Origin of the sequence: Kitasatospora sp. GAS204B (genome assembly GCF_029892155.1) — a bacterium.
Lineage (GTDB): Bacteria > Actinomycetota > Actinomycetes > Streptomycetales > Streptomycetaceae > Kitasatospora.
This window is the reverse complement of record NZ_JARZAG010000005.1, coordinates 243,243-261,226: the sequence shown is the minus strand read 5'-3', so window position 1 is coordinate 261,226 and position 17,984 is coordinate 243,243. Positions and strand designations below refer to the sequence as shown.

The window sequence follows — 17,984 nt, the reverse complement described above, 5'->3', positions numbered from 1 at the left end:
GCACACACGGGTGAAGATCGGACACACCCCTTCCGTCTTTCTTGATCTAGGGGTTTACGCGACCCCTAGTGCAGGTAGGGTCTGGAAGCATCCCGCTCCCCGGAGGAGGTGAGGACCGTGGCAGCCCACGATGACGACTACAACCGCAGTGCCGGCAAGCCCGCCCGTGGTTCCGACGAGGCCGCACAGGTCTCGTACCTGGAGCAGGAGATCGCCGTGCTGCGTCGCAAGCTGGCCGACTCCCCGCGCTCTTCGAGAGTTCTCGAAGACCGGATCGTCGAGCTTCAGACCAACCTGGCCGGCGTGACCGCTCAGAACGAGCGGCTCGCAGCCACCCTGCGCGAGGCCCGCGACCAGATCGTGGCCCTCAAGGAGGAAGTGGACCGGCTGGCCCAGCCCCCCGCCGGATTCGGCACCTTCCTCACGCAGAACGAGGACGGCACCGCCGACATCTTCACGGGCGGGCGAAAGCTGCGCGTCAACGTCAGCCCCACCATCGACCTGGACGAGCTGCGTCGCGGGCAGGAAGTCCTGCTCAACGAGGCACTCAACATCGTCGACGCCTTCGCCTTCGAGTCGATCGGCGACCTCGTCACCCTCAAGGAGGTGCTCGAGGACGGCGAACGCGCGCTGGTCGTCGGACACACCGACGAGGAGCGGGTGGTGCGGCTGGCCGAGCCGCTGCGTGACATCACGCTGCGCGCCGGCGACGCGCTGCTGCTGGAGCCGCGCTCCGGCTACGTCTACGAGGTGGTTCCCAAGGCCGAAGTCGAGGAACTGGTCCTCGAAGAGGTCCCGGACATCGACTACCGCCAGATCGGCGGCCTCGCCAACCAGATCGAGCAGATCCGCGACGCGGTCGAACTGCCCTACCTGCACGCCGACCTCTTCAAGGAGTACGAGCTGCGCCCGCCCAAGGGCGTCCTCCTCTACGGCCCGCCCGGCTGCGGCAAGACGCTGATCGCCAAGGCGGTGGCCAACTCGCTCGCCAAGAAGGTCGCCGAGGTCACCGGCCGTCCGCAGGGCAAGAGCTACTTCCTCAACATCAAGGGCCCCGAGCTGCTCAACAAGTTCGTCGGCGAGACCGAGCGGCAGATCCGCCTGGTCTTCCAGCGGGCGCGCGAGAAGGCCAGCGAGGGCACCCCCGTCATCGTCTTCTTCGACGAGATGGAGTCGCTCTTCCGCACCCGCGGCTCCGGCATCAGCTCGGACGTGGAGAACACCATCGTCCCCCAGCTGCTCGCCGAGATCGACGGCGTGGAGGGCCTGGAGAACGTCATCGTGATCGGCGCCTCGAACCGCGAGGACATGATCGACCCGGCGATCCTGCGCCCCGGCCGACTCGACGTCAAGATCAAGATCGAGCGTCCGGACGCCGAGGCCGCCAAGGACATCTTCTCCAAGTACCTCAGGAACTCGCTGCCCTTCCACCCCGACGACCTCAAGGAGCACGAGGGCTCGGTGGACACCACCGTGCTCGCCATGATCCAGACCGTGGTCGAGCGGATGTACACCGAGAGCGAGGAGAACCGCTTCCTGGAGGTCACCTACGCCAACGGTGACAAGGAAGTCCTCTACTTCAAGGACTTCAACTCCGGCGCCATGATCCAGAACATCGTGGACCGGGCCAAGAAGATGGCGATCAAGGACTTCCTCGACCACGGCCAGCGCGGTCTGCGGGTCTCCCACCTGCTCGCCGCCTGCGTGGACGAGTTCAAGGAGAACGAGGACCTGCCCAACACCACCAACCCGGACGACTGGGCTCGGATCTCGGGCAAGAAGGGCGAGCGGATCGTCTTCATCCGCACGCTGGTCACCGGCAAGCAGGGCGCGGAGTCCGGCCGCTCCATCGACACCGTCGCCAACACCGGGCAGTACCTGTAGCAAGCGCCCACGGCCCCGGCAGGCCGGACAGGCTCGACAGACGCGGCTGGCGGACCCGACGGTCCGTCAGCCGCGGTGGCACAGCAGGGACGTCGGTGCCCCGCCCGCTCGGGGCGGAGCGACGGGCAAGGAGGGCCGCATGACCGTAAGGCGCGTGATGGGCATCGAGACCGAGTACGGGATCTCCGTACCCGGACACCCCAACGCCAACGCCATGCTCACCTCGTCCCAGATCGTCAACGCCTACGCGGCGGCGATGCACCGGGCGCGCCGCGCCCGCTGGGACTTCGAGGAGGAGAACCCGCTGCGGGACGCGAGGGGATTCGACCTCGCCCGGGAGGTGGCCGACGCCAGCCAACTCACCGACGAGGACATCGGCCTGGCCAACATCATCCTCACCAACGGAGCCCGCTTCTACGTCGACCACGCACACCCCGAGTACAGCTCGCCCGAGGTGACCAACCCGCGCGACGCCGTGCTCTGGGACAAGGCCGGCGAGCGGATCATGGCCGAGGCGGCCGCCCGCGCCCTGGAGCTGCCCAACGGGCAGAACATCCACCTCTACAAGAACAACACCGACAACAAGGGCGCCTCCTACGGCACCCACGAGAACTACCTGATGCAGCGGGCCACCCCGTTCGCCGACATCGTGCGCCACCTCACCCCGTTCTTCGTCTCCCGCCCGGTGGTCACCGGCGCCGGCCGGGTCGGCATCGGCCAGGACGGCTCCGCCCACGGCTTCCAGCTCAGCCAGCGGGCCGACTACTTCGAGGTCGAGGTCGGCCTGGAGACCACCCTCAAGCGCCCGATCATCAACACCCGCGACGAGCCGCACGCCGACGCGGAGAAGTACCGCCGGCTGCACGTGATCATCGGCGACGCCAACCTCTCGGAGATCTCCACCTACCTCAAGCTCGGCACCACCTCGCTGGTGCTGGCCATGATCGAGGACGGCTTCATCGCCGTCGACCTCGCCGTCGACCAGCCCGTGCGCACCCTGCACCGGGTCTCCCACGACCACGAGCTGCGGTACCAGATCACGCTGCGCAACGGCCGCAAGCTCACCGCCGTCCAGCTTCAGATGGAGTACTACGAACTGGCCCGCAAGTACGTCGAGGACCGCTACGGCCACGACGCCGACGAGCAGACCAAGGACGTGCTCAGCCGCTGGGAGGACGTGCTCGGCAAGCTGGAGCGCGACCCGATGAGCCTGTCCAAGCAGCTCGACTGGGTCGCCAAGAAGGAACTGCTGGAGGGCTACCGCCAGCGCGACGGCCTGGACTGGGACAACCCCCGGCTGCACCTGGTCGACCTCCAGTACAGCGACGTGCGCGCCGAGAAGGGCCTCTACAACCGCCTGGTCGCCCGCGGCCGCTTCGAGCGCCTGCTCACCGAGGAAGAGGTGCTGCGCGCCGTCCACCAGCCCCCGGACGACACCCGCGCCTACTTCCGCGGCCGCTGCCTCGACCAGTACGCCGAGCACGTGGCCGCGGCCTCCTGGGACTCCGTCATCTTCGACCTGCCGGGCCGCGACTCGCTGCAGCGGGTCCCCACCCTGGAGCCCCTGCGCGGCACCCGCAACCACGTCAAGGAACTGCTCGACCGCTGCCGCACCGCCGAGGAACTGGTCCGGGTGCTGAGCGGTGGGTGAGTGATCCGTCACCACGGGTGAAAGCCCCCGGCGATGGGAATCATCAGGGTGAGGTTCCGGCGTTTCATCAAGTACCAACCACGAACGGGCAGCGCCTCGCGCCACCCGGTGTATAGGGTCTGAGCAGCAAGCCCGGACCGACCAACCGTGCCAGACGATTGCGAGCGGGGTGAGGGACATGGCGACCAAGGACACCGGCGGCGGCCAGCAGCGGGCGAACCGCTCCTCGGAGGACGTCGAGGAGCAGACCGCGGAGGCGGAGCAGTCCGAGGAGCTCAAGGAGCGTCAGGAGAAGCTGAGCGAGGACGTCGATTCCGTGCTGGACGAAATCGATGAAGTGCTCGAGTCCAACGCAGAGGACTTCGTTCGGGGATTTGTCCAGAAGGGTGGACAATAATCCCAGATGTCCGAATTTGAAAATCGGGCATGGTGCAGTCGGTGCCAGCAATGGCCGGGCCGTGCTCAGTTTGCGCGCAATAGGTCGATGAAGAGCGGCCTGCAGGCCTATTGTCGTGAATGTTCAGCGAAGTACTACGACGCGCGGCAGCGGGCGAAGGGGAGAATCCCGAGGCCGCGCGTCGAAGTGCCTGAAGGTCACAAGCGGTGCCCTGATTGCGGCGAGGTGAAACCGCATTCCGAGTGGGACAGGAACGCGAAGCAGTCAAGCGGCCTGGCGCCGTACTGCAAGCCGTGTCGTTCGGCCCGGAATCGTGAGAGCCATTTCCGCCGTACCTACGGCATGACCGAAGCCGACCTCCAGGCCATGCTCAAGGAGCAGTGCCACATCTGCCCGATCTGCCAGGACAAACGCGCAGAGCATGTGGATCACGACCACGAAACGGGTAGGGTCCGTGGCATCCTCTGTTTCGCGTGCAACGCGGCGCTGGGGCAGATGCGGGACCGGCCCGACGCGCTCCGGCGGGCTGCCGACTACCTGGAAGGAATCGTGTGGAAGCCAACACTCGTGGCACCGGGCGTCTACCGGCTGCCTTCCTCACCCCCGGACATTCCTCCTTCATGGAGTTCCTGGCGGAGCACTCGCCGGAACTCATCCCCGGCCGCCGCGCCCTGCCCGAAGGGCTGACGATCGAGGCGCCGCACGGGACGACCATCGTCTCGGCGGTCTTCGACGGTGGTGTGGTGATCGCCGGTGACCGGCGGGCCACCATGGGCAACGTGATCGCCCAGCGCGACATCGAGAAGGTCTTCCCGGCCGACGAGTACAGCGCGGTCGGCATCGCCGGCACCGCGGGGCTCGCGGTCGAGATGGTGCGGCTGTTCCAGCTGGAGTTGGAGCACTACGAGAAGATCGAGGGCACCGTGCTCTCGCTGGAGGGCAAGGCCAACCGGCTGACCACCATGATCCGGGGCAACCTGGGGATGGCGATGCAGGGGCTGGCCGTGGTGCCGCTGTTCGCGGGGTACGACCTGGACCTGGGGCGCGGGCGGATCTTCACCTACGACGTCACCGGTGGGCGCTCCGAGGAGCGCGGCTTCGCCGCGACCGGCTCCGGCTCGGTCTTCGCCCGAGGCTCGCTCAAGAAGCTCTACCGCAGCGACCTGACGGCGGATCAGGCCGCCACCCTGGTGGTCCAGGCGCTGTACGACGCGGCCGATGACGACTCGGCCACCGGCGGTCCCGACCTGGCCCGCCGGATCTTCCCGATCGTCTCGCTGATCACCGCGGACGGTTTCCGCCGGCTCTCCGAGCAGGAGGTGGGCGAGATCGCGATCTCGATCACCGAACACCGCCGCAACCAGCCCGACGGTCCCCAGGCTCCGCTCCTCTAACTCCGCCGTCCACCACCAGAAGGGGATGACCCGCCGGTGTCCACACCGTTCTACGTCTCGCCGCAGCAGGCCATGGCGGACCGCGCGGAATACGCCCGCAAGGGCATCGCGCGTGGTCGCAGCGTGGTCGTGCTCACCTACGCCGACGGCATCGTCTTCGTGGCCGAGAACACCTCCCGGGCGCTGCACAAGGTGTCCGAGATCTACGACAAGATCGCCTTCGCCGCGGTCGGTCGCTACAACGAGTTCGAGAACCTGCGGATCGGCGGCGTGCGCTACGCCGATCTGCGCGGGTACTCCTACGACCGGGCCGATGTGACGGCCCGTGGGTTGGCCAACGTCTACGCGCAGACGCTGGGCACCATCTTCTCGTCGGTCGGCGAGAAGCCGTACGAGGTGGAGCTGATCGTCGCCGAGGTGGGCAAGGGCCCCGAGGACGACCAGATCTACCGGCTCACCCCTGACGGTTCGGTGGTCGACGAGCAGAACTCGGTGGTGGTCGGTGGCAACGCCGACTCGATCGGGAACTACCTCGGGCAGCGCCACCGGGTCGGGATGAGCCTGTCCGAGGCGCTCGGGGTGGCTGTCGAGTCGCTGGCCCGTGACCCCAACGGCGGCTCGCCGCGCACCCTCACCCCCGAGCAGTTGGAGGTGGCGGTGCTGGACCGGCAGCGGCCCCAGCAGCGCAAGTTCAAGCGGATCCTGGGCGGCCAGCTGAGCCGGCTGCTGAGCGGCGACGCCACGACCGACGCGGACTCGGACGCGGAGCCGCAGGCGGGTACCGACACGGCTGCGGCCTCGTCCGACGCCACCTCCGACGCCACCTCCGACGCCACCTCCGCTACCGAGGAGCCCGGCGCCGAGGAGTGACGGCGGGTCGCCGGTGGGGTGCGACGGGCTGACCGCCGCACCCCACCGGCGTGCTCGCGGGTGACCCGTGGGTGACCGGGCCGGCACGGATCGTGATCCGATTGGCCTCTCCAAAACGGTTTCAGATCCCCGCCAAAAGCGTAAAGTCCAGGCATGGACCGCCGAATTTTCGGGCTGGAGAACGAGTACGGCGTCACGTGTACGTTCCGGGGACAACGGCGTCTGTCTCCGGACGAGGTGGCCAGGTACCTCTTCCGCCGCGTAGTTTCCTGGGGCCGCAGCAGCAATGTGTTCCTGCGCAATGGCGCCCGCCTGTACCTCGATGTCGGTTCGCACCCGGAGTACGCCACCCCGGAGTGCGATGACGTCACCGAACTGGTGACGCATGACAAGGCGGGCGAGCGGATCCTCGAGGGCCTTCTGGTGGACGCCGAACGGCGGCTGCACGAGGAAGGCATCGCGGGGGACGTCTACCTCTTCAAGAACAACACCGACTCGGCCGGCAACTCCTACGGCTGCCACGAGAACTACCTGGTGGCCCGACACGGGGAGTTCTCCCGGCTGGCGGACGTGCTGATCCCGTTCCTGGTGACCCGCCAGCTGATCTGCGGGGCGGGCAAGGTGCTGCAGACCCCGCGCGGCGCGGTCTTCTGCGTCAGCCAGCGGGCCGAGCACATCTGGGAGGGCGTCAGCTCGGCGACCACCCGGTCCCGGCCGATCATCAACACCCGGGACGAGCCGCACGCGGACGCCGAGCGCTACCGCCGACTGCACGTGATCGTCGGTGACTCCAACATGTCGGAGACCACCACGCTGCTCAAGGTGGGCGCCACCGATCTGGTGCTGCGCCTGATCGAGGCGGGCGTGGTGATGCGCGACCTGACGCTGGAGAACCCGATCCGGGCAATCCGCGAGGTCAGCCACGACCTGACCGGCCGCCACCAGGTGCGGTTGGCCAACGGGCGGGAGGCGAGCGCGTTGGAGATCCAGGAGGAGTACTACTCGAAGGCGCTGGAGTTCGCCGACCGCAAGGGGCTGAACACCGGCACGGTGGGTCGGGTGCTGGAGCTGTGGGGCCGCACCCTGGAGGCGGTGCGCACCGAGGATCTGGCCAAGGTCGGCACCGAGATCGACTGGATCATGAAGTACCAGCTGATCGAGCGGTACCGGGAGAAGCACCAGATGAGCATGTCGAACCCGCGGGTCGCCCAGATCGATCTCGCGTACCACGACATCCACCGCCGCCGCGGCCTCTTCTACCTGCTGCAGAACAAGGGGCAGGCGCAGCGGGTGACCACCGACCTGAAGGTCTTCGAGGCCAAGTCGGTGCCGCCGCAGACCACTCGCGCCCGGCTGCGCGGTGACTTCATCCGCAAGGCGCAGGAGCAGCGGCGGGACTTCACGGTGGACTGGGTGCACCTGAAGCTGAACGACCAGGCGCAGCGCACGGTGCTCTGCAAGGACCCGTTCCGCTCGGTGGACGAGCGGGTGGAGAAGCTGATCGCGGGCATGTGAGCGGGCATGTGAGAGGGCAGGTGAGCGGCCGGCTGAGCGGGCCGCTGAGAGGCCTGATCGGCTGAGTGAAGAGGGTTGATCCGATCGCTGCGGCCCCGCCTCCTCGGGAGGCGGGGCGCGCTGGTTCTAGGCTGATCACGTTTACTGATCCGTAAATGTGACCGACCGTGAGGATCGCCGTGCGCCGCAGAGCCGGACTGCTCGTACTCCTGCCGATGCTGGTGCTCGCCGCGTGCAGCAGCAGCACCCCCACGAAGGCGGGGCCGTCCGCGGCACCGACCAGCGCCTCGCCCAGCGTGCCCGCCCCGGTGGGTTCCGCCTCGCCGATGCCGACGGTCAGCGGGGACTTCGGCAAGAAGGCCACCATCACGCTGACCGGGCAGCCCACCGGCCAGTTCGTGGTCACCACGGTCTCCGAGGGGGAGGGGGCGACGGTCAACAAGAACGACTGGGTGACCGTCAACTACTCCGCCAAGGACTGGACCACCGGCAAGGACCTGTCGAGCTCCTACGACGCGGGCGCCAAGCCGCAGCTCTACCAGGCGGGGAACGGCCAGCTGGTGCCGGCCTTCGACCAGAGCGTGGTGGGCAAGAAGGTGGGCAGCCGGGTGCTGGTGGTGGCGCCGCCCTCGACGGCCTTCGGCAGCACCGGTAACCAGCAGCTCGGGGTGGGCAAGGACGAGACCGTGGTGTTCGCGCTGGACATCGTGGAGGCGGTGCCGCCGGACTCGGTGGTGACCGGGACGCAGACCGAGCCGCCGGCCAACCAGCCGCAGGTCAAGGACAACGGCAAGGCCGCGCCGACGATCACCATCCCGGCCGGGCAGCCCGCGCCGACCTCGCTGCAGACCACGGTGCTGATCAAGGGCGACGGCAAGCCGGTGCAGTCCGGCCAGACCCTGCTGGTGCAGTACACCGGGGTGCTCTACAGCAACGGGCAGCAGTTCGACTCCTCGTGGAGCCACGGCGGCGCGCAGGCGCTTCAGGTGGGCACCGGCAGCGTGATCGCGGGTTGGGACCAGGGGCTGGTGGGGCAGCCGGTGGGCAGCCGGGTGATGCTGGTGATCCCGCCGTCGCTGGGCTACGGGTCGACCGCGCAGAGCGGAATTCCGGCCAACTCCACCCTGGTCTTCGTCATCGACATCCTGGAAGCTGTCTGACCACGGCTGCTCGGCCGGCGGTGCTTCTGTCACGCGCGCGGGTACTCCTGGTGTGTCATGCACACCCAATGAGTGCCCGCGCTCATGGCAAGCTGACATACTGCTGCCGATTCGCACAGCGGCGAGCGATCTGATGGCGAGGATGGGGAGAAATGGCTGAGAATCCGTCGGGCCCGAGCGAGGCCGACACCGCGAGCGCCCCTGTCGCCGACCCGGCGGCGCCCCGGCCCGGAGGCCCGCTGCCTGGCGACGGTGAGTCGATCGTGATTCCCCCGTCGATTCTCAAGCAGCAGGCGGGCTGGACCAAGCCCGGTGAGAGCGCGCCGCCGATCCCGGGTGCCGCCAAGCCGGAGGAGCCGCAGGTCTTCGCCTCCACCGTGCGCAAGCAGGAGATCTCCGAGGCCGACTACGAGAACGTGGGCGGCGGCGGCCGGCTGGGCGTGATCCTCGGCGTGGTGATCACGCTGCTGCTGGTCGGCAGCGGCGTCGGGCTCTACGCCGTGAACCAGCACAACGACAAGGCGGCCAAGGCCTCGGACGCGGCCACCGCCACGCCGAGCACCCCGCCCTCGCCGAGCCAGGCCCCCGTGCCGCCGATCAAGACCGACGCGAAGGTGCTGCCGACGGTCGCCGGCGACTTCGGCAAGAAGGCGAACATCACGGTGCCGCAGCAGGCGCCGGACGGCACCTTCGTGGTCAAGCCGATCTCCGAGGGTGACGGCGGCAAGATCAACAAGGGTGACTGGGTCTCCGCCGACTTCACCCTCAAGGACTGGCAGACCGGCAAGGACATCCCGGGCTCCTACGACCAGGGCAAGTCGCTGATCCTGCAGCCCGGCACCGGACAGGTGATCCCGGCGCTGGACGCCACCCTGGTGGGCCAGAAGGCGGGCAGCCGGCTGCTGGTGGTCGCTCCGCCGGCGGCCGCCTTCGGCGACCAGGGCAACGCGCAGCTGGGCCTGGGCGCCAAGGACACCCTGGTCCTGGTGATCGACATCCAGCGGGTGAGCGCGCCGGACGCCCGGGTGAGCGGTGACATGACCGCCCCGCCGGCCGACTTCCCGCAGGTCAAGGTGAACGGTGGCAAGACCGCCGACACCATCACCCCGCCGGCCGGCGTCACCGACCCGACCGACCTGAAGACCGCGGTGCTGATCCAGGGCAAGGGCCCGAAGGTGGAGAGCGGCGAGGAGGTCGTCGTCCAGTACACCGGGGTGACCCTGAAGGACGGCAAGAAGTTCGACTCCTCGGTGGAGAAGGGCCAGGCGTTCAGCTTCGTCACCGGCGGCGGCCAGGTCATCGCCGGCTGGGACAAGGGTGTGGTCGGCCAGAACGTCGGCAGCCGGATCGAGTTGGTGATCCCGGCCGCGCAGGCTTACGGTGCGCAGCCGCCGGCCGGCAGCGGCATCGCGGCCAACGCCTCGCTGGTCTTCGTGATCGACATTCTGGACGCGGGTCAGGGGTCCGGCGGCCAGTGATGGCAGGATGGTGGCTTCCGGCCGGCGGGGCGACCTGCGGCCGGGCCTGATCTGCGCGGGCGGCGGATGCCCGTACGGTGGTTCCTGGCGGAGCCCTCGTGCGGCGGATCCGCCGCCGTGCTGTGTGGACTGATGTGAGGCCGCCTCAGGCGGCCGATGAGAAGAGGTAGTTGTGAGCCAGAAGACGAAGCCCGAGATCGACTTCCCCGGTGGCGAGGCTCCGGCCGAGCTGCTCATCGAGGACATCGAGGTCGGCACCGGCGCCGAGGCCAAGGCCGGCGCCAATGTCGAGGTGCACTACGTCGGCGTGACCTTCGAGACCGGCGAGGAGTTCGACGCGAGCTGGAACCGCGGCTCGACCTTCCGCTTCCCGCTGGGCGGCGGCCGGGTCATCAAGGGCTGGGACCAGGGCGTGCAGGGCATGAAGGTGGGCGGCCGTCGCAAGCTGACCATCCCGCCGCACCTGGGCTACGGCAAGCAGTCGCCGACCCCGGCGATCCCGGCGAACTCGACCCTGATCTTCGTGGTCGACCTGATCGGCGTCTGACGGTCCGTCGGACCGCCGCGTGGAGGCGGCCGCGCTCCCGGGTCGGGGGTGCGGCCGTCTCGGCTTTCGCGGCAGGACTCGCTACCGGTACGGTCGGGTCCGCCGGGATTCCCGGGACGCAACGACGATGAAGGGTCAGCGATGGCGATCGCCAAGGCAGAGCGGCTGATGAACCTCGCCCTGTGCCTGATGAACACCAGACGGCCGCTCTCCAAGCGGGAGCTGCGGGAGTCCGTCGAGGCCTATCGGGAGGCCTGGCAGTCCGGCAGCGAGGACGCCTTCAACCGGATGTTCGAGCGGGACAAGGACGACCTGCGCGAGCTGGGCCTGGTGATCGACGTCGACGAGAACACCCTGGACGGCGAGGCCGGTTACCTGGCCCGCCGGGACCGCAACCGGCTGCCGGAGATCGCGCTGGACGCCGAGGAGGCCGCCGCGCTGAGCCTGGCCGCCAAGGTCTGGCAGCAGGCCCGGCTCTCCGGCGCGGCCAGCGGAGCGCTGCAGAAGCTGCGCGCGGCCGGAGTGCCGTTCACCGAGGACGCCGCCGAGGGCCGCACCGCGCTCGAGCCCTACATCCCGGTCCGCGAGGCGGCGTTCGAGCCGCTGCTGATCGCCGCCCGGGACCGCCGCCCGGTCTCCTTCGACTACCGCAAGGCCGGCGCCGCCCTCACCGAGCCGCGCTCGGTGGAGCCCTGGGCGCTGGAGTGCTGGCGCGGCCACTGGTACCTGGCCGGTTGGGACCGCGACCGCGGCGCGGTGCGCGTCTTCAGGCTCAGCCGGATCACCGGCAAGGTCCGCTCCCGTTCGGCCGCCTTCACCGCCCCCGTGCCCGAGCACGTGGACGTGCGGGCCGCCGTGGCCGCCTTCGCGGGTGAGGGCGCCACCGCCTCCGCCACCGTGCGGCTGCGGCGGGGCGCCGGGTTCCCGCTGCGCACCAAGGCGCTGGGCGCCCGCCAGCTGGACGGCGACTGGGACGAGCTGGAGATCCCCTACGGGCACGGGCTGGGCGCGGACCTGGCCGAGTACGGGCCCGACCTGGTGGTGCTGGCGCCCGAGGAGCTGCGGGCCGACGTGATCGACCGGCTGCGCGCGGTGGCCGGTCTGCCCGCCCAGGGCCTGGCTGTTGAGGGAGGAGTGCGATGAGCAACGCCATCGACCAGACCCGGCGGATGCTCTCGCTGGTCACCTACCTGCGGGAGCGCCCCGGCGCGGAGGTCGCCGAGGTGGCCCGGGCCTTCGGGATCTCCGAGCGCGAGCTGATCGCCGACCTGAACGTGCTGCCGATGTGCGGCACCAGCTTCCGCGGCGGCGACCTGCTGGACATCGACACCGACGGCGAGCGGATCTGGTGGCACAACGTCGACGACGTGGCCCAGCCGCTGCGGCTGGCCGCCGACGAGGCCACCGCGCTGCTGGTCGCCGCGCGGGCGGTGGCGGGCCTGCCCGGGCTGCGCGAGCGGGACCGGCAGGCGCTCACCCGGGCCGTCGTCAAGATCGAGAACGCGGCGGGGGAGAGCGCCGAGGGCAGCGCCCGGGTCGGGGTGACCTTCGAGGCCGAGGGCCAGGTCTTCGCCGACATCGACCGGGCGCTCAGCGAGGGCCGGCGGATCTGGCTGCGCTACTACTCGCACGGGCGCGGCGGGATGACCGAGCGCGAGGTGGACCCGATCCGGCTGCTGACGGAGGGTCACACCTACCTGGACGGCTGGTGCCGCAGCTCCGAGGACCGCCGGCTCTTCCGGCTGGACCGGGTGGCCGAGATCAAGGTGCTGGACGAGCCGGCCGACCCGCCCCGGCTCGAGCCGCGTGACCTCTCCCAGGGCCTGGTCAACCCCGGGGCCGACGACCCCGAGGTGGTGGTCGAGGTCGGCCCCGCCGGGCGCTGGGTGGCCGAGTACTACACCCACGACCTGGCCGAGGAACTGCCCGACGGCGGCCTGCGGATCACCCTGCGCAGCTCCGACCCGCTGGGCCTGCGCACCCTGGCGCTGCGGCTGGGCCGGGACGGGCGGATCGTGGCCCCCGCCCCGCTGGCCGAGCAGGCCAAGGCGGCGGCGCTGGCGGCCCTGGCCGGCTACCCGGAGCAGCCATGACCGAGGACGCCGAAGCCGGCACCAGATTCAAGGTCTACTGCTCGCAGTGCCGCGAGAAGGTGGAGCTGGCCGCCGCCGAGTTCCGCCTCGCGCTCGGCCGCACCAAGGAGCGCACCTTCTACAGCTTCACCTGCCCCGCCTGCGGGGCGGCGGTGCGCAAGCCCGCGGGGGAGAAGATCGTCGAGGCGCTGACCGGCGCGGGTGTCTCCACCATCCGGCTGCTCCAGGTGGTGGAGGGATGACCGTGACCTGGCTGCTGATGGCAGCGGTGGGGCTGGCCACTGCGGGCCTGCTGGTGCTCGGCATGCTCGGGCTGCGGCTCTGGCTGGACGTGCGGGGGCTGGCCGAGCAGGTCGACACGGCCTCCCGGGCGCTGGCCGGGGCGGCCGAGGAACTGGGCGAGAGCGCGCGGGGCTGAGCACCGCGCGGCGGAGTGCAACCGGTGGCGGACAAACTTCACCCACTCGTGCGCCCTGGGGGCTCCTGCGGCCACGGCGCGCGGGTTAGGCTCTCCCAGGGCCGCCCTCCATCCGGCGGGGTGCTCACACTGTCCCGTCCACCCAGCGGCCGGGGTCCCGCGCGGATCCCCGGGCACCGCGTCGAGTCAGAAGGTAGTCGTCCATGGGCAGGATCCTGGCGTTCCTGATCATCATCGTGATGGCGGCGGTCTTCTTCGGCGGTAAGCGCCTGCCCGATCTGGCCCGTGCGGTGGGACGTTCGCTGCGCATCCTGAAGAGCGAGACCTCCGCGCTGCGCGAGGAGTTCGCCAAGGAGGCGAAGGAGCCGGTCGAGCCGCCCGCGGCGGTGCCGGACCCGACGCTGACCATCAAGGCCGCGCCCGGCGGCGTGTCCTCGGCGCGGCCGACCGACGAGCAGCGAGGCGGCCGCACGCGCTGAGCGTCCGGCCGGTCCACCGTGTGGCCCGCCGCCCGGCGGGCCACGACCCACGATTTCGAGGACCGGGGTTGAGCAAGTCTTCCAAGCCGCCCAAGAGCGCCGACGGACGGATGTCCCTCGGGGATCACCTGCGCGAGCTGCGCAACCGGCTGGTCAAGTCGGTCCTGGCGATCGTGGTGTGCATGATCGTGGCGGCGTTCTTCAAGGACCAGCTGCTGCACTTCCTGATGAAGCCGCTGCCGGGCTGCCTGCCCGACGGGCAGCCCAGGCCCGGGGTGAAGCACTGCGCCCAGGTGGCGGTGATCGGTGTCACCCAGCCGTTCAACCTCACCCTGAAGGTCTGCCTGCTGACCGGTCTGGTGGCCTCCGTCCCGGTCTGGCTCTACCAGGCCTGGGCGTTCATCTCGCCGGGCCTGCACCGGCACGAGCGGCGCTACTCGCTGACCTTCCTCGGCCTGGGCACCCCGCTCTTCCTGGGCGGCGTCGCCTGCGCCTACCTGCTGCTGCCGACCACCCTCGAGGTGCTGGGCTCGTTCACCCCGATCGGGGCGCAGCAGATCCTGCCGGTGGACAACTACCTGAACATCGCCACCCGGATGCTGCTGGTCTTCGGCCTGGCCTTCGAGTTCCCGCTGCTGCTGGTGATGCTGAACATCGGCGGGGTGCTCACCGGCAAGCGGATGCTCGGCTGGTGGCGCGGCATGGTGATGGCGATCACGGTCTTCGCGGCGGTCGCCACCCCGAGCGCCGACCCGGTCAGCATGCTGGCGCTGGCCTCGCCGATCTGGATCCTGTACTTCCTGGCGGTCGGCTTCTCGCTGCTGAACGACCGGCGCCGGCGGCGCCGCAACCCGGACGCCGACCTGTCGGACGAGGAGGCCTCGCACCTGGACCTGTCGGTCGCCGCGGTCGACGGCGCCGAGTCGGTGGCCGCCTCCGCTGCCGAGCTCGCCTCGCCCACTCCGGTGGCCTCGGTCCCCGGCGCGCGCGGGGAGCAGGTCGACGACGACATCACCTGACGGGGCGTCAGCCCTGATCCGCCGGTGCCCCGGCCCGCAGACGCTTCTGCGGGCCGGGGCACCGGCGTATCGCGGGGGTGCGGACGGTCGGGTGGTATAGGCCGCCTGCGTGGACATGCTTGGCAGAGCTGCGGCAATGTGACATATTACTGACGTGCTCACGAACCCCTCCCATGACGTCGTGGTGATCGGCGCCGGTGTCGTCGGCGCCGCCTGCGCGTACTACGCCGCCCGGGCCGGGCTGACCGTCGCCGTGGTCGACCGCGGCCCGGTGGCCGGCGGCACCACCGGCGCGGGCGAGGGCAACCTGCTGCTCTCCGACAAGGCACCGGGGCCCGAACTCGAACTCGCCCAGCTCTCCGCCCGGCTCTGGAACGAGCTGGCCCAGGAGCTGCCGGCGGCCATCGAGTACGAGGCCAAGGGCGGCCTGGTGGTCGCCGCCGACCCGGCGGGCCACCGGGCGCTGCGGGCCTTCGCGGCCAGGCAGGCGGCGGCCGGGGTGACGGCCCACGAGGTGGCCGCTGAGCAACTGCCGCAGTACGAGCCGCACCTGGCCCCCGGCCTGGCCGGCGGCTTCCACTACCCCGAGGACGCCCAGGTGCAGCCGGCGCTGGCCGCCGCCCACCTGCTGCGCGCCGCCCGCCGCGCGGGCGCCGAACTGCACCTGGGCGAGCAGGTGATCGCCGTGCTCACCGGACCGGGCGGCGCGGTGCGCGGGGTGCGCACCCCGCGCCGCACGCTGGCGGCCGGCGCCGTGGTCAACGCGGCCGGCACCTGGGGCGGGGAGGTCGCCGAGCTCGCCGGCACGCAGCTGCCCGTGCTGCCCCGGCGCGGCTTCGTCCTGGTCACCGAGCCGCTGCCGCGCCTGGTCCGGCACAAGGTCTACGCCGCCGACTACGTGGCCGACGTGGCCAGCGGCTCGGCCGCGCTGCAGAGCTCGGGCGTGGTGGAGGGCACGCCGGCCGGCTCGGTGCTGATCGGCGCGACCCGGGAACGCGTCGGGTTCGACCGCCGGGTCTCCACCGAGGCGCTGCGCCGGCTGGCCGCCCAGGCGGCCGCGCTCTTCCCGGTGCTGGCCGGGGTCAAGGTGCTGCGCACCTACCGGGGCTTTCGCCCCTACCTGCCGGACCACCTGCCCGCGATCGGCGCCGACCCCCGGGTGCCGGGCCTGTACCAGGCCTGCGGCCACGAGGGCGCGGGCATCGGGCTGGCGCCGGCCACCGGGCTGCTGATCGCCGGGCAACTGACCGGCGCCGTGCCGCAGATCGACCTGGCGCCGTTTCGACCCGAGCGCTTCTGACGGCGTCCACCCCGCCCTCTCCTGCCCACCTCCGCGCAGAACGGACCCCACCCATGCGCCGTACCCCGGCCTCCCTGGCCGCGGCCGACCCCGGACCGGCCCACACCATCGAGTTCGACGGTCGCCCGATCCCCGCGCTGCCCGGTCAGAGCATCGCCGCCGCGCTCTGGGCGCAGGGCATCCTGGCCTGGCGCACCACCCGGATCGCAGGGCGCCCGCGCGGGGCGTTCTGCGGGATCGGCGCCTGCTACGACTGCCTGGCCACCGTCGACGGGCAGCCCAACCAGCGCACCTGCCTGCTGCCGGCCGACCCCGGCACCGTCGTCACCACCCAGGAGGGCCACGGCCATGCCGACCTCGCCTGACGCCACCGGCTACGACCTGGCCGTGATCGGCGCGGGCCCCGCGGGGCTGGCCGGTGCGGTGGCCGCCGCCGACCGGGGGCTGCGCTGCGCGCTGCTGGACGCGGGGGCCCGTCCCGGCGGCCAGTACTACCGGCATCCGGCCCCTGAGCTGCGGGCGGCCCGTCCCGACCGCCTGCACCACCACTGGTCCACCTTCATCGGGCTCGCCGACCGGCTGGCCGCGCACCGGCAGGCCGGCCGGATCGAGCTGCTCAGCGGCCGGCACGTCTTCCTGCTGGAAGCCGAGCAGGGCGGTGACGCGGCCGGCCGGTCGGCTTGGCGGCTGCACGTGACCACCGGTGAGCGGACCGGCCACCTGCGGGCCGCGGCCGTGCTGCTGGCCACCGGTGCCTACGAGCGCCAACTGCCGTTCCCCGGCTGGACGTTGCCGGGCGTGGTGACGGCCGGCGGCGCGCAGGCGATGCTCAAGGCGGGCCTGGTGCTGCCCGGGCGCCGGATCGTGGTGGCCGGCAGCGGCCCGCTGCTGCTGGCGGCGGCCGCCTCGCTGACCGCCGCCGGGGCCCAGGTGCCCGCCGTGGTCGAGGCCGGCGACTACCTCGGCTACGCCCGCCGCCCCGGCGTGCTCGCCGCCGTCCCCGGCAAGCTGGGCGAGGGCGTCACGCACGGCGTGGCCCTGGCCCGGCACGCGGTGCGGCTGCGCCGTGCCAGTGCGGTGATCGAGGCGCACGGCACCGAGCAGGTGACCGCCGTGACGGTGGCCCGGCTGGACGCCGACTGGCGCCCGGTGGCCGGCACCGAGCGCCGGATCGCCTGCGACGCGCTCGCGGTGGGCCACGGGCTGGTGCCGCAGCTGGAGTTGGCCACCGAGCTGGGCGCCGAGACCCGGACGGTGCCGGACGGCACCCTGGCGCTGCGGGTCGACGCCCGCCAGCGCACCACCGTGCCCGGGCTCTGGGCGGCGGGGGAGACCTGCGGCGTCGGTGGCGCGGAACTGGCCCTGGCCGAGGGGGAGTTGGCCGCACTGGCGATCGCGGGTGAGCCGGCGCCGTCCGGCGCGCTGCTGGCCCGGCGCCGGCGGCTGCGCGGCTTCGCCGAGCTGATGGCCGCCGCTCATCGGCCCGGCGCCGGCTGGCCGGGGTGGCTGCGCCCGGACACCGAGGTCTGCCGCTGCGAGGAGGTGCCGGCGCAGCGGATCACCGAGGCCGTCGAGGAGCTGGGTGCCACCGATGCCCGCACCGTCAAGCTGCTCACCCGGGCCGGCATGGGCTGGTGCCAGGGCCGGATGTGCGGTCCGGCCGTGGCCGCACTGGCCGGGACGCTCGAGCCGGCCGCCGACCGCCGTCCGCTCTCCTGTCCCGTCCGGCTGGGCGATCTGGCACAGCTGCCGTAGGCCGGGTCGACCGGGCCGGCTCGG

The 17,984-nt window shown here is 71.2% G+C and carries 18 protein-coding genes and 1 pseudogene; all 19 read left to right on the top strand.

Features of this window, described 5'->3' with window-relative positions:
* The first annotated feature begins 117 nt into the window (after positions 1–117).
* Positions 118–1,884, top strand: a complete 1,767-nt coding sequence (gene arc / locus P3T41_RS09540; RefSeq protein ID WP_280689204.1) for a proteasome ATPase — start codon at positions 118–120, stop codon at positions 1,882–1,884.
* Positions 1,885–2,023: 139 nt separating this feature from the next.
* Complete coding sequence (dop, locus tag P3T41_RS09535; protein WP_280689203.1) at positions 2,024–3,535, top strand: depupylase/deamidase Dop; 1,512 nt, start codon at positions 2,024–2,026, stop codon at positions 3,533–3,535.
* Between the two features lie 178 nt (positions 3,536–3,713).
* Positions 3,714–3,932, top strand: coding sequence for a ubiquitin-like protein Pup (locus P3T41_RS09530; protein ID WP_280689202.1), 219 nt, complete (start codon positions 3,714–3,716; stop codon positions 3,930–3,932).
* A 6-nt stretch (positions 3,933–3,938) separates the two neighbouring features.
* Positions 3,939–4,463: pseudogene (locus P3T41_RS09525) on the top strand (endonuclease VII domain-containing protein); the annotation flags it as partial.
* A gap of 20 nt (positions 4,464–4,483) precedes the next feature.
* The gene (prcB, locus tag P3T41_RS09520) at positions 4,484–5,326 is read left to right on the top strand and encodes a proteasome subunit beta (RefSeq protein ID WP_280689201.1); all 843 of its coding nucleotides are present in this window, start codon (positions 4,484–4,486) and stop codon (positions 5,324–5,326) included.
* Positions 5,327–5,362: 36 nt separating this feature from the next.
* Positions 5,363–6,196: a proteasome subunit alpha gene (gene prcA, locus P3T41_RS09515; RefSeq protein ID WP_280689200.1), complete on the top strand. Its 834-nt coding sequence runs from the start codon at positions 5,363–5,365 to the stop codon at positions 6,194–6,196.
* Positions 6,197–6,349: 153 nt separating this feature from the next.
* Complete coding sequence (gene pafA / locus P3T41_RS09510) at positions 6,350–7,711, top strand: Pup--protein ligase (protein ID WP_280689199.1); 1,362 nt, start codon at positions 6,350–6,352, stop codon at positions 7,709–7,711.
* A gap of 167 nt (positions 7,712–7,878) precedes the next feature.
* Positions 7,879–8,871 carry an FKBP-type peptidyl-prolyl cis-trans isomerase gene (locus tag P3T41_RS09505; protein WP_280689198.1) on the top strand — a complete coding sequence of 331 codons (993 nt, stop codon included), beginning with the start codon at positions 7,879–7,881 and terminating at the stop codon, positions 8,869–8,871.
* Positions 8,872–9,023: 152 nt separating this feature from the next.
* Complete coding sequence (locus P3T41_RS09500) at positions 9,024–10,349, top strand: FKBP-type peptidyl-prolyl cis-trans isomerase (protein ID WP_280689197.1); 1,326 nt, start codon at positions 9,024–9,026, stop codon at positions 10,347–10,349.
* A 172-nt stretch (positions 10,350–10,521) separates the two neighbouring features.
* A complete protein-coding gene (locus tag P3T41_RS09495) occupies positions 10,522–10,896 on the top strand; it encodes an FKBP-type peptidyl-prolyl cis-trans isomerase (RefSeq protein ID WP_280689196.1) in 375 nt (124 codons plus the stop codon).
* Between the two features lie 141 nt (positions 10,897–11,037).
* Positions 11,038–12,039, top strand: a complete 1,002-nt coding sequence (locus P3T41_RS09490; protein ID WP_280689195.1) for a WYL domain-containing protein — start codon at positions 11,038–11,040, stop codon at positions 12,037–12,039.
* Positions 12,036–12,989, top strand: a complete 954-nt coding sequence (locus P3T41_RS09485; RefSeq protein ID WP_280689194.1) for a WYL domain-containing protein — start codon at positions 12,036–12,038, stop codon at positions 12,987–12,989. Before P3T41_RS09490 ends, P3T41_RS09485 begins: the two co-directional genes overlap by 4 nt.
* Positions 12,986–13,231, top strand: a complete 246-nt coding sequence (locus P3T41_RS09480) for a hypothetical protein (RefSeq protein WP_280689193.1) — start codon at positions 12,986–12,988, stop codon at positions 13,229–13,231. Before P3T41_RS09485 ends, P3T41_RS09480 begins: the two co-directional genes overlap by 4 nt.
* Positions 13,228–13,407, top strand: coding sequence for a hypothetical protein (locus tag P3T41_RS09475; RefSeq protein WP_280689192.1), 180 nt, complete (start codon positions 13,228–13,230; stop codon positions 13,405–13,407). The genes P3T41_RS09480 and P3T41_RS09475 overlap by 4 nt, the downstream gene beginning before the upstream one ends.
* Before the next feature lie 203 nt (positions 13,408–13,610).
* On the top strand, positions 13,611–13,886 hold the full coding sequence (locus P3T41_RS09470; protein ID WP_280689191.1) for a twin-arginine translocase TatA/TatE family subunit: 276 nt from the start codon (positions 13,611–13,613) through the stop codon (positions 13,884–13,886).
* A gap of 68 nt (positions 13,887–13,954) precedes the next feature.
* Positions 13,955–14,905 (top strand): twin-arginine translocase subunit TatC, encoded by a 951-nt coding sequence (tatC, locus tag P3T41_RS09465; RefSeq protein ID WP_280689190.1) that lies wholly within the window; start codon positions 13,955–13,957, stop codon positions 14,903–14,905.
* A gap of 154 nt (positions 14,906–15,059) precedes the next feature.
* Entirely contained in the window at positions 15,060–16,205 is a 1,146-nt protein-coding gene (locus P3T41_RS09460; RefSeq protein WP_280689189.1) for an FAD-dependent oxidoreductase, read from the top strand.
* Positions 16,206–16,258: 53 nt separating this feature from the next.
* A complete protein-coding gene (locus tag P3T41_RS09455) occupies positions 16,259–16,570 on the top strand; it encodes a (2Fe-2S)-binding protein (protein ID WP_280689188.1) in 312 nt (103 codons plus the stop codon).
* Positions 16,554–17,960: an NAD(P)/FAD-dependent oxidoreductase gene (locus tag P3T41_RS09450; protein ID WP_280689187.1), complete on the top strand. Its 1,407-nt coding sequence runs from the start codon at positions 16,554–16,556 to the stop codon at positions 17,958–17,960. Before P3T41_RS09455 ends, P3T41_RS09450 begins: the two co-directional genes overlap by 17 nt.
* The last annotated feature ends 24 nt before the right edge of the window (positions 17,961–17,984 follow it).

Excerpts from the sequence above, each read along its gene's own strand:
- dop (WP_280689203.1), top strand. The coding sequence starts at position 2,024 with ATGACCGTAAGGCGCGTGATGGGCATCGAGACCGAGTACGGGATCTCC.
- P3T41_RS09530 (WP_280689202.1), top strand. The coding sequence starts at position 3,714 with ATGGCGACCAAGGACACCGGCGGCGGCCAGCAGCGGGCGAACCGCTCC.
- pafA (WP_280689199.1), top strand. The coding sequence starts at position 6,350 with ATGGACCGCCGAATTTTCGGGCTGGAGAACGAGTACGGCGTCACGTGT.
- P3T41_RS09500 (WP_280689197.1), top strand. The coding sequence starts at position 9,024 with ATGGCTGAGAATCCGTCGGGCCCGAGCGAGGCCGACACCGCGAGCGCC.
- P3T41_RS09490 (WP_280689195.1), top strand. The coding sequence starts at position 11,038 with ATGGCGATCGCCAAGGCAGAGCGGCTGATGAACCTCGCCCTGTGCCTG.
- P3T41_RS09485 (WP_280689194.1), top strand. The coding sequence starts at position 12,036 with ATGAGCAACGCCATCGACCAGACCCGGCGGATGCTCTCGCTGGTCACC.
- P3T41_RS09480 (WP_280689193.1), top strand. The coding sequence starts at position 12,986 with ATGACCGAGGACGCCGAAGCCGGCACCAGATTCAAGGTCTACTGCTCG.
- P3T41_RS09475 (WP_280689192.1), top strand. The coding sequence starts at position 13,228 with ATGACCGTGACCTGGCTGCTGATGGCAGCGGTGGGGCTGGCCACTGCG.
- P3T41_RS09470 (WP_280689191.1), top strand. The coding sequence starts at position 13,611 with ATGGGCAGGATCCTGGCGTTCCTGATCATCATCGTGATGGCGGCGGTC.
- P3T41_RS09455 (WP_280689188.1), top strand. The coding sequence starts at position 16,259 with ATGCGCCGTACCCCGGCCTCCCTGGCCGCGGCCGACCCCGGACCGGCC.
- P3T41_RS09450 (WP_280689187.1), top strand. The coding sequence starts at position 16,554 with ATGCCGACCTCGCCTGACGCCACCGGCTACGACCTGGCCGTGATCGGC.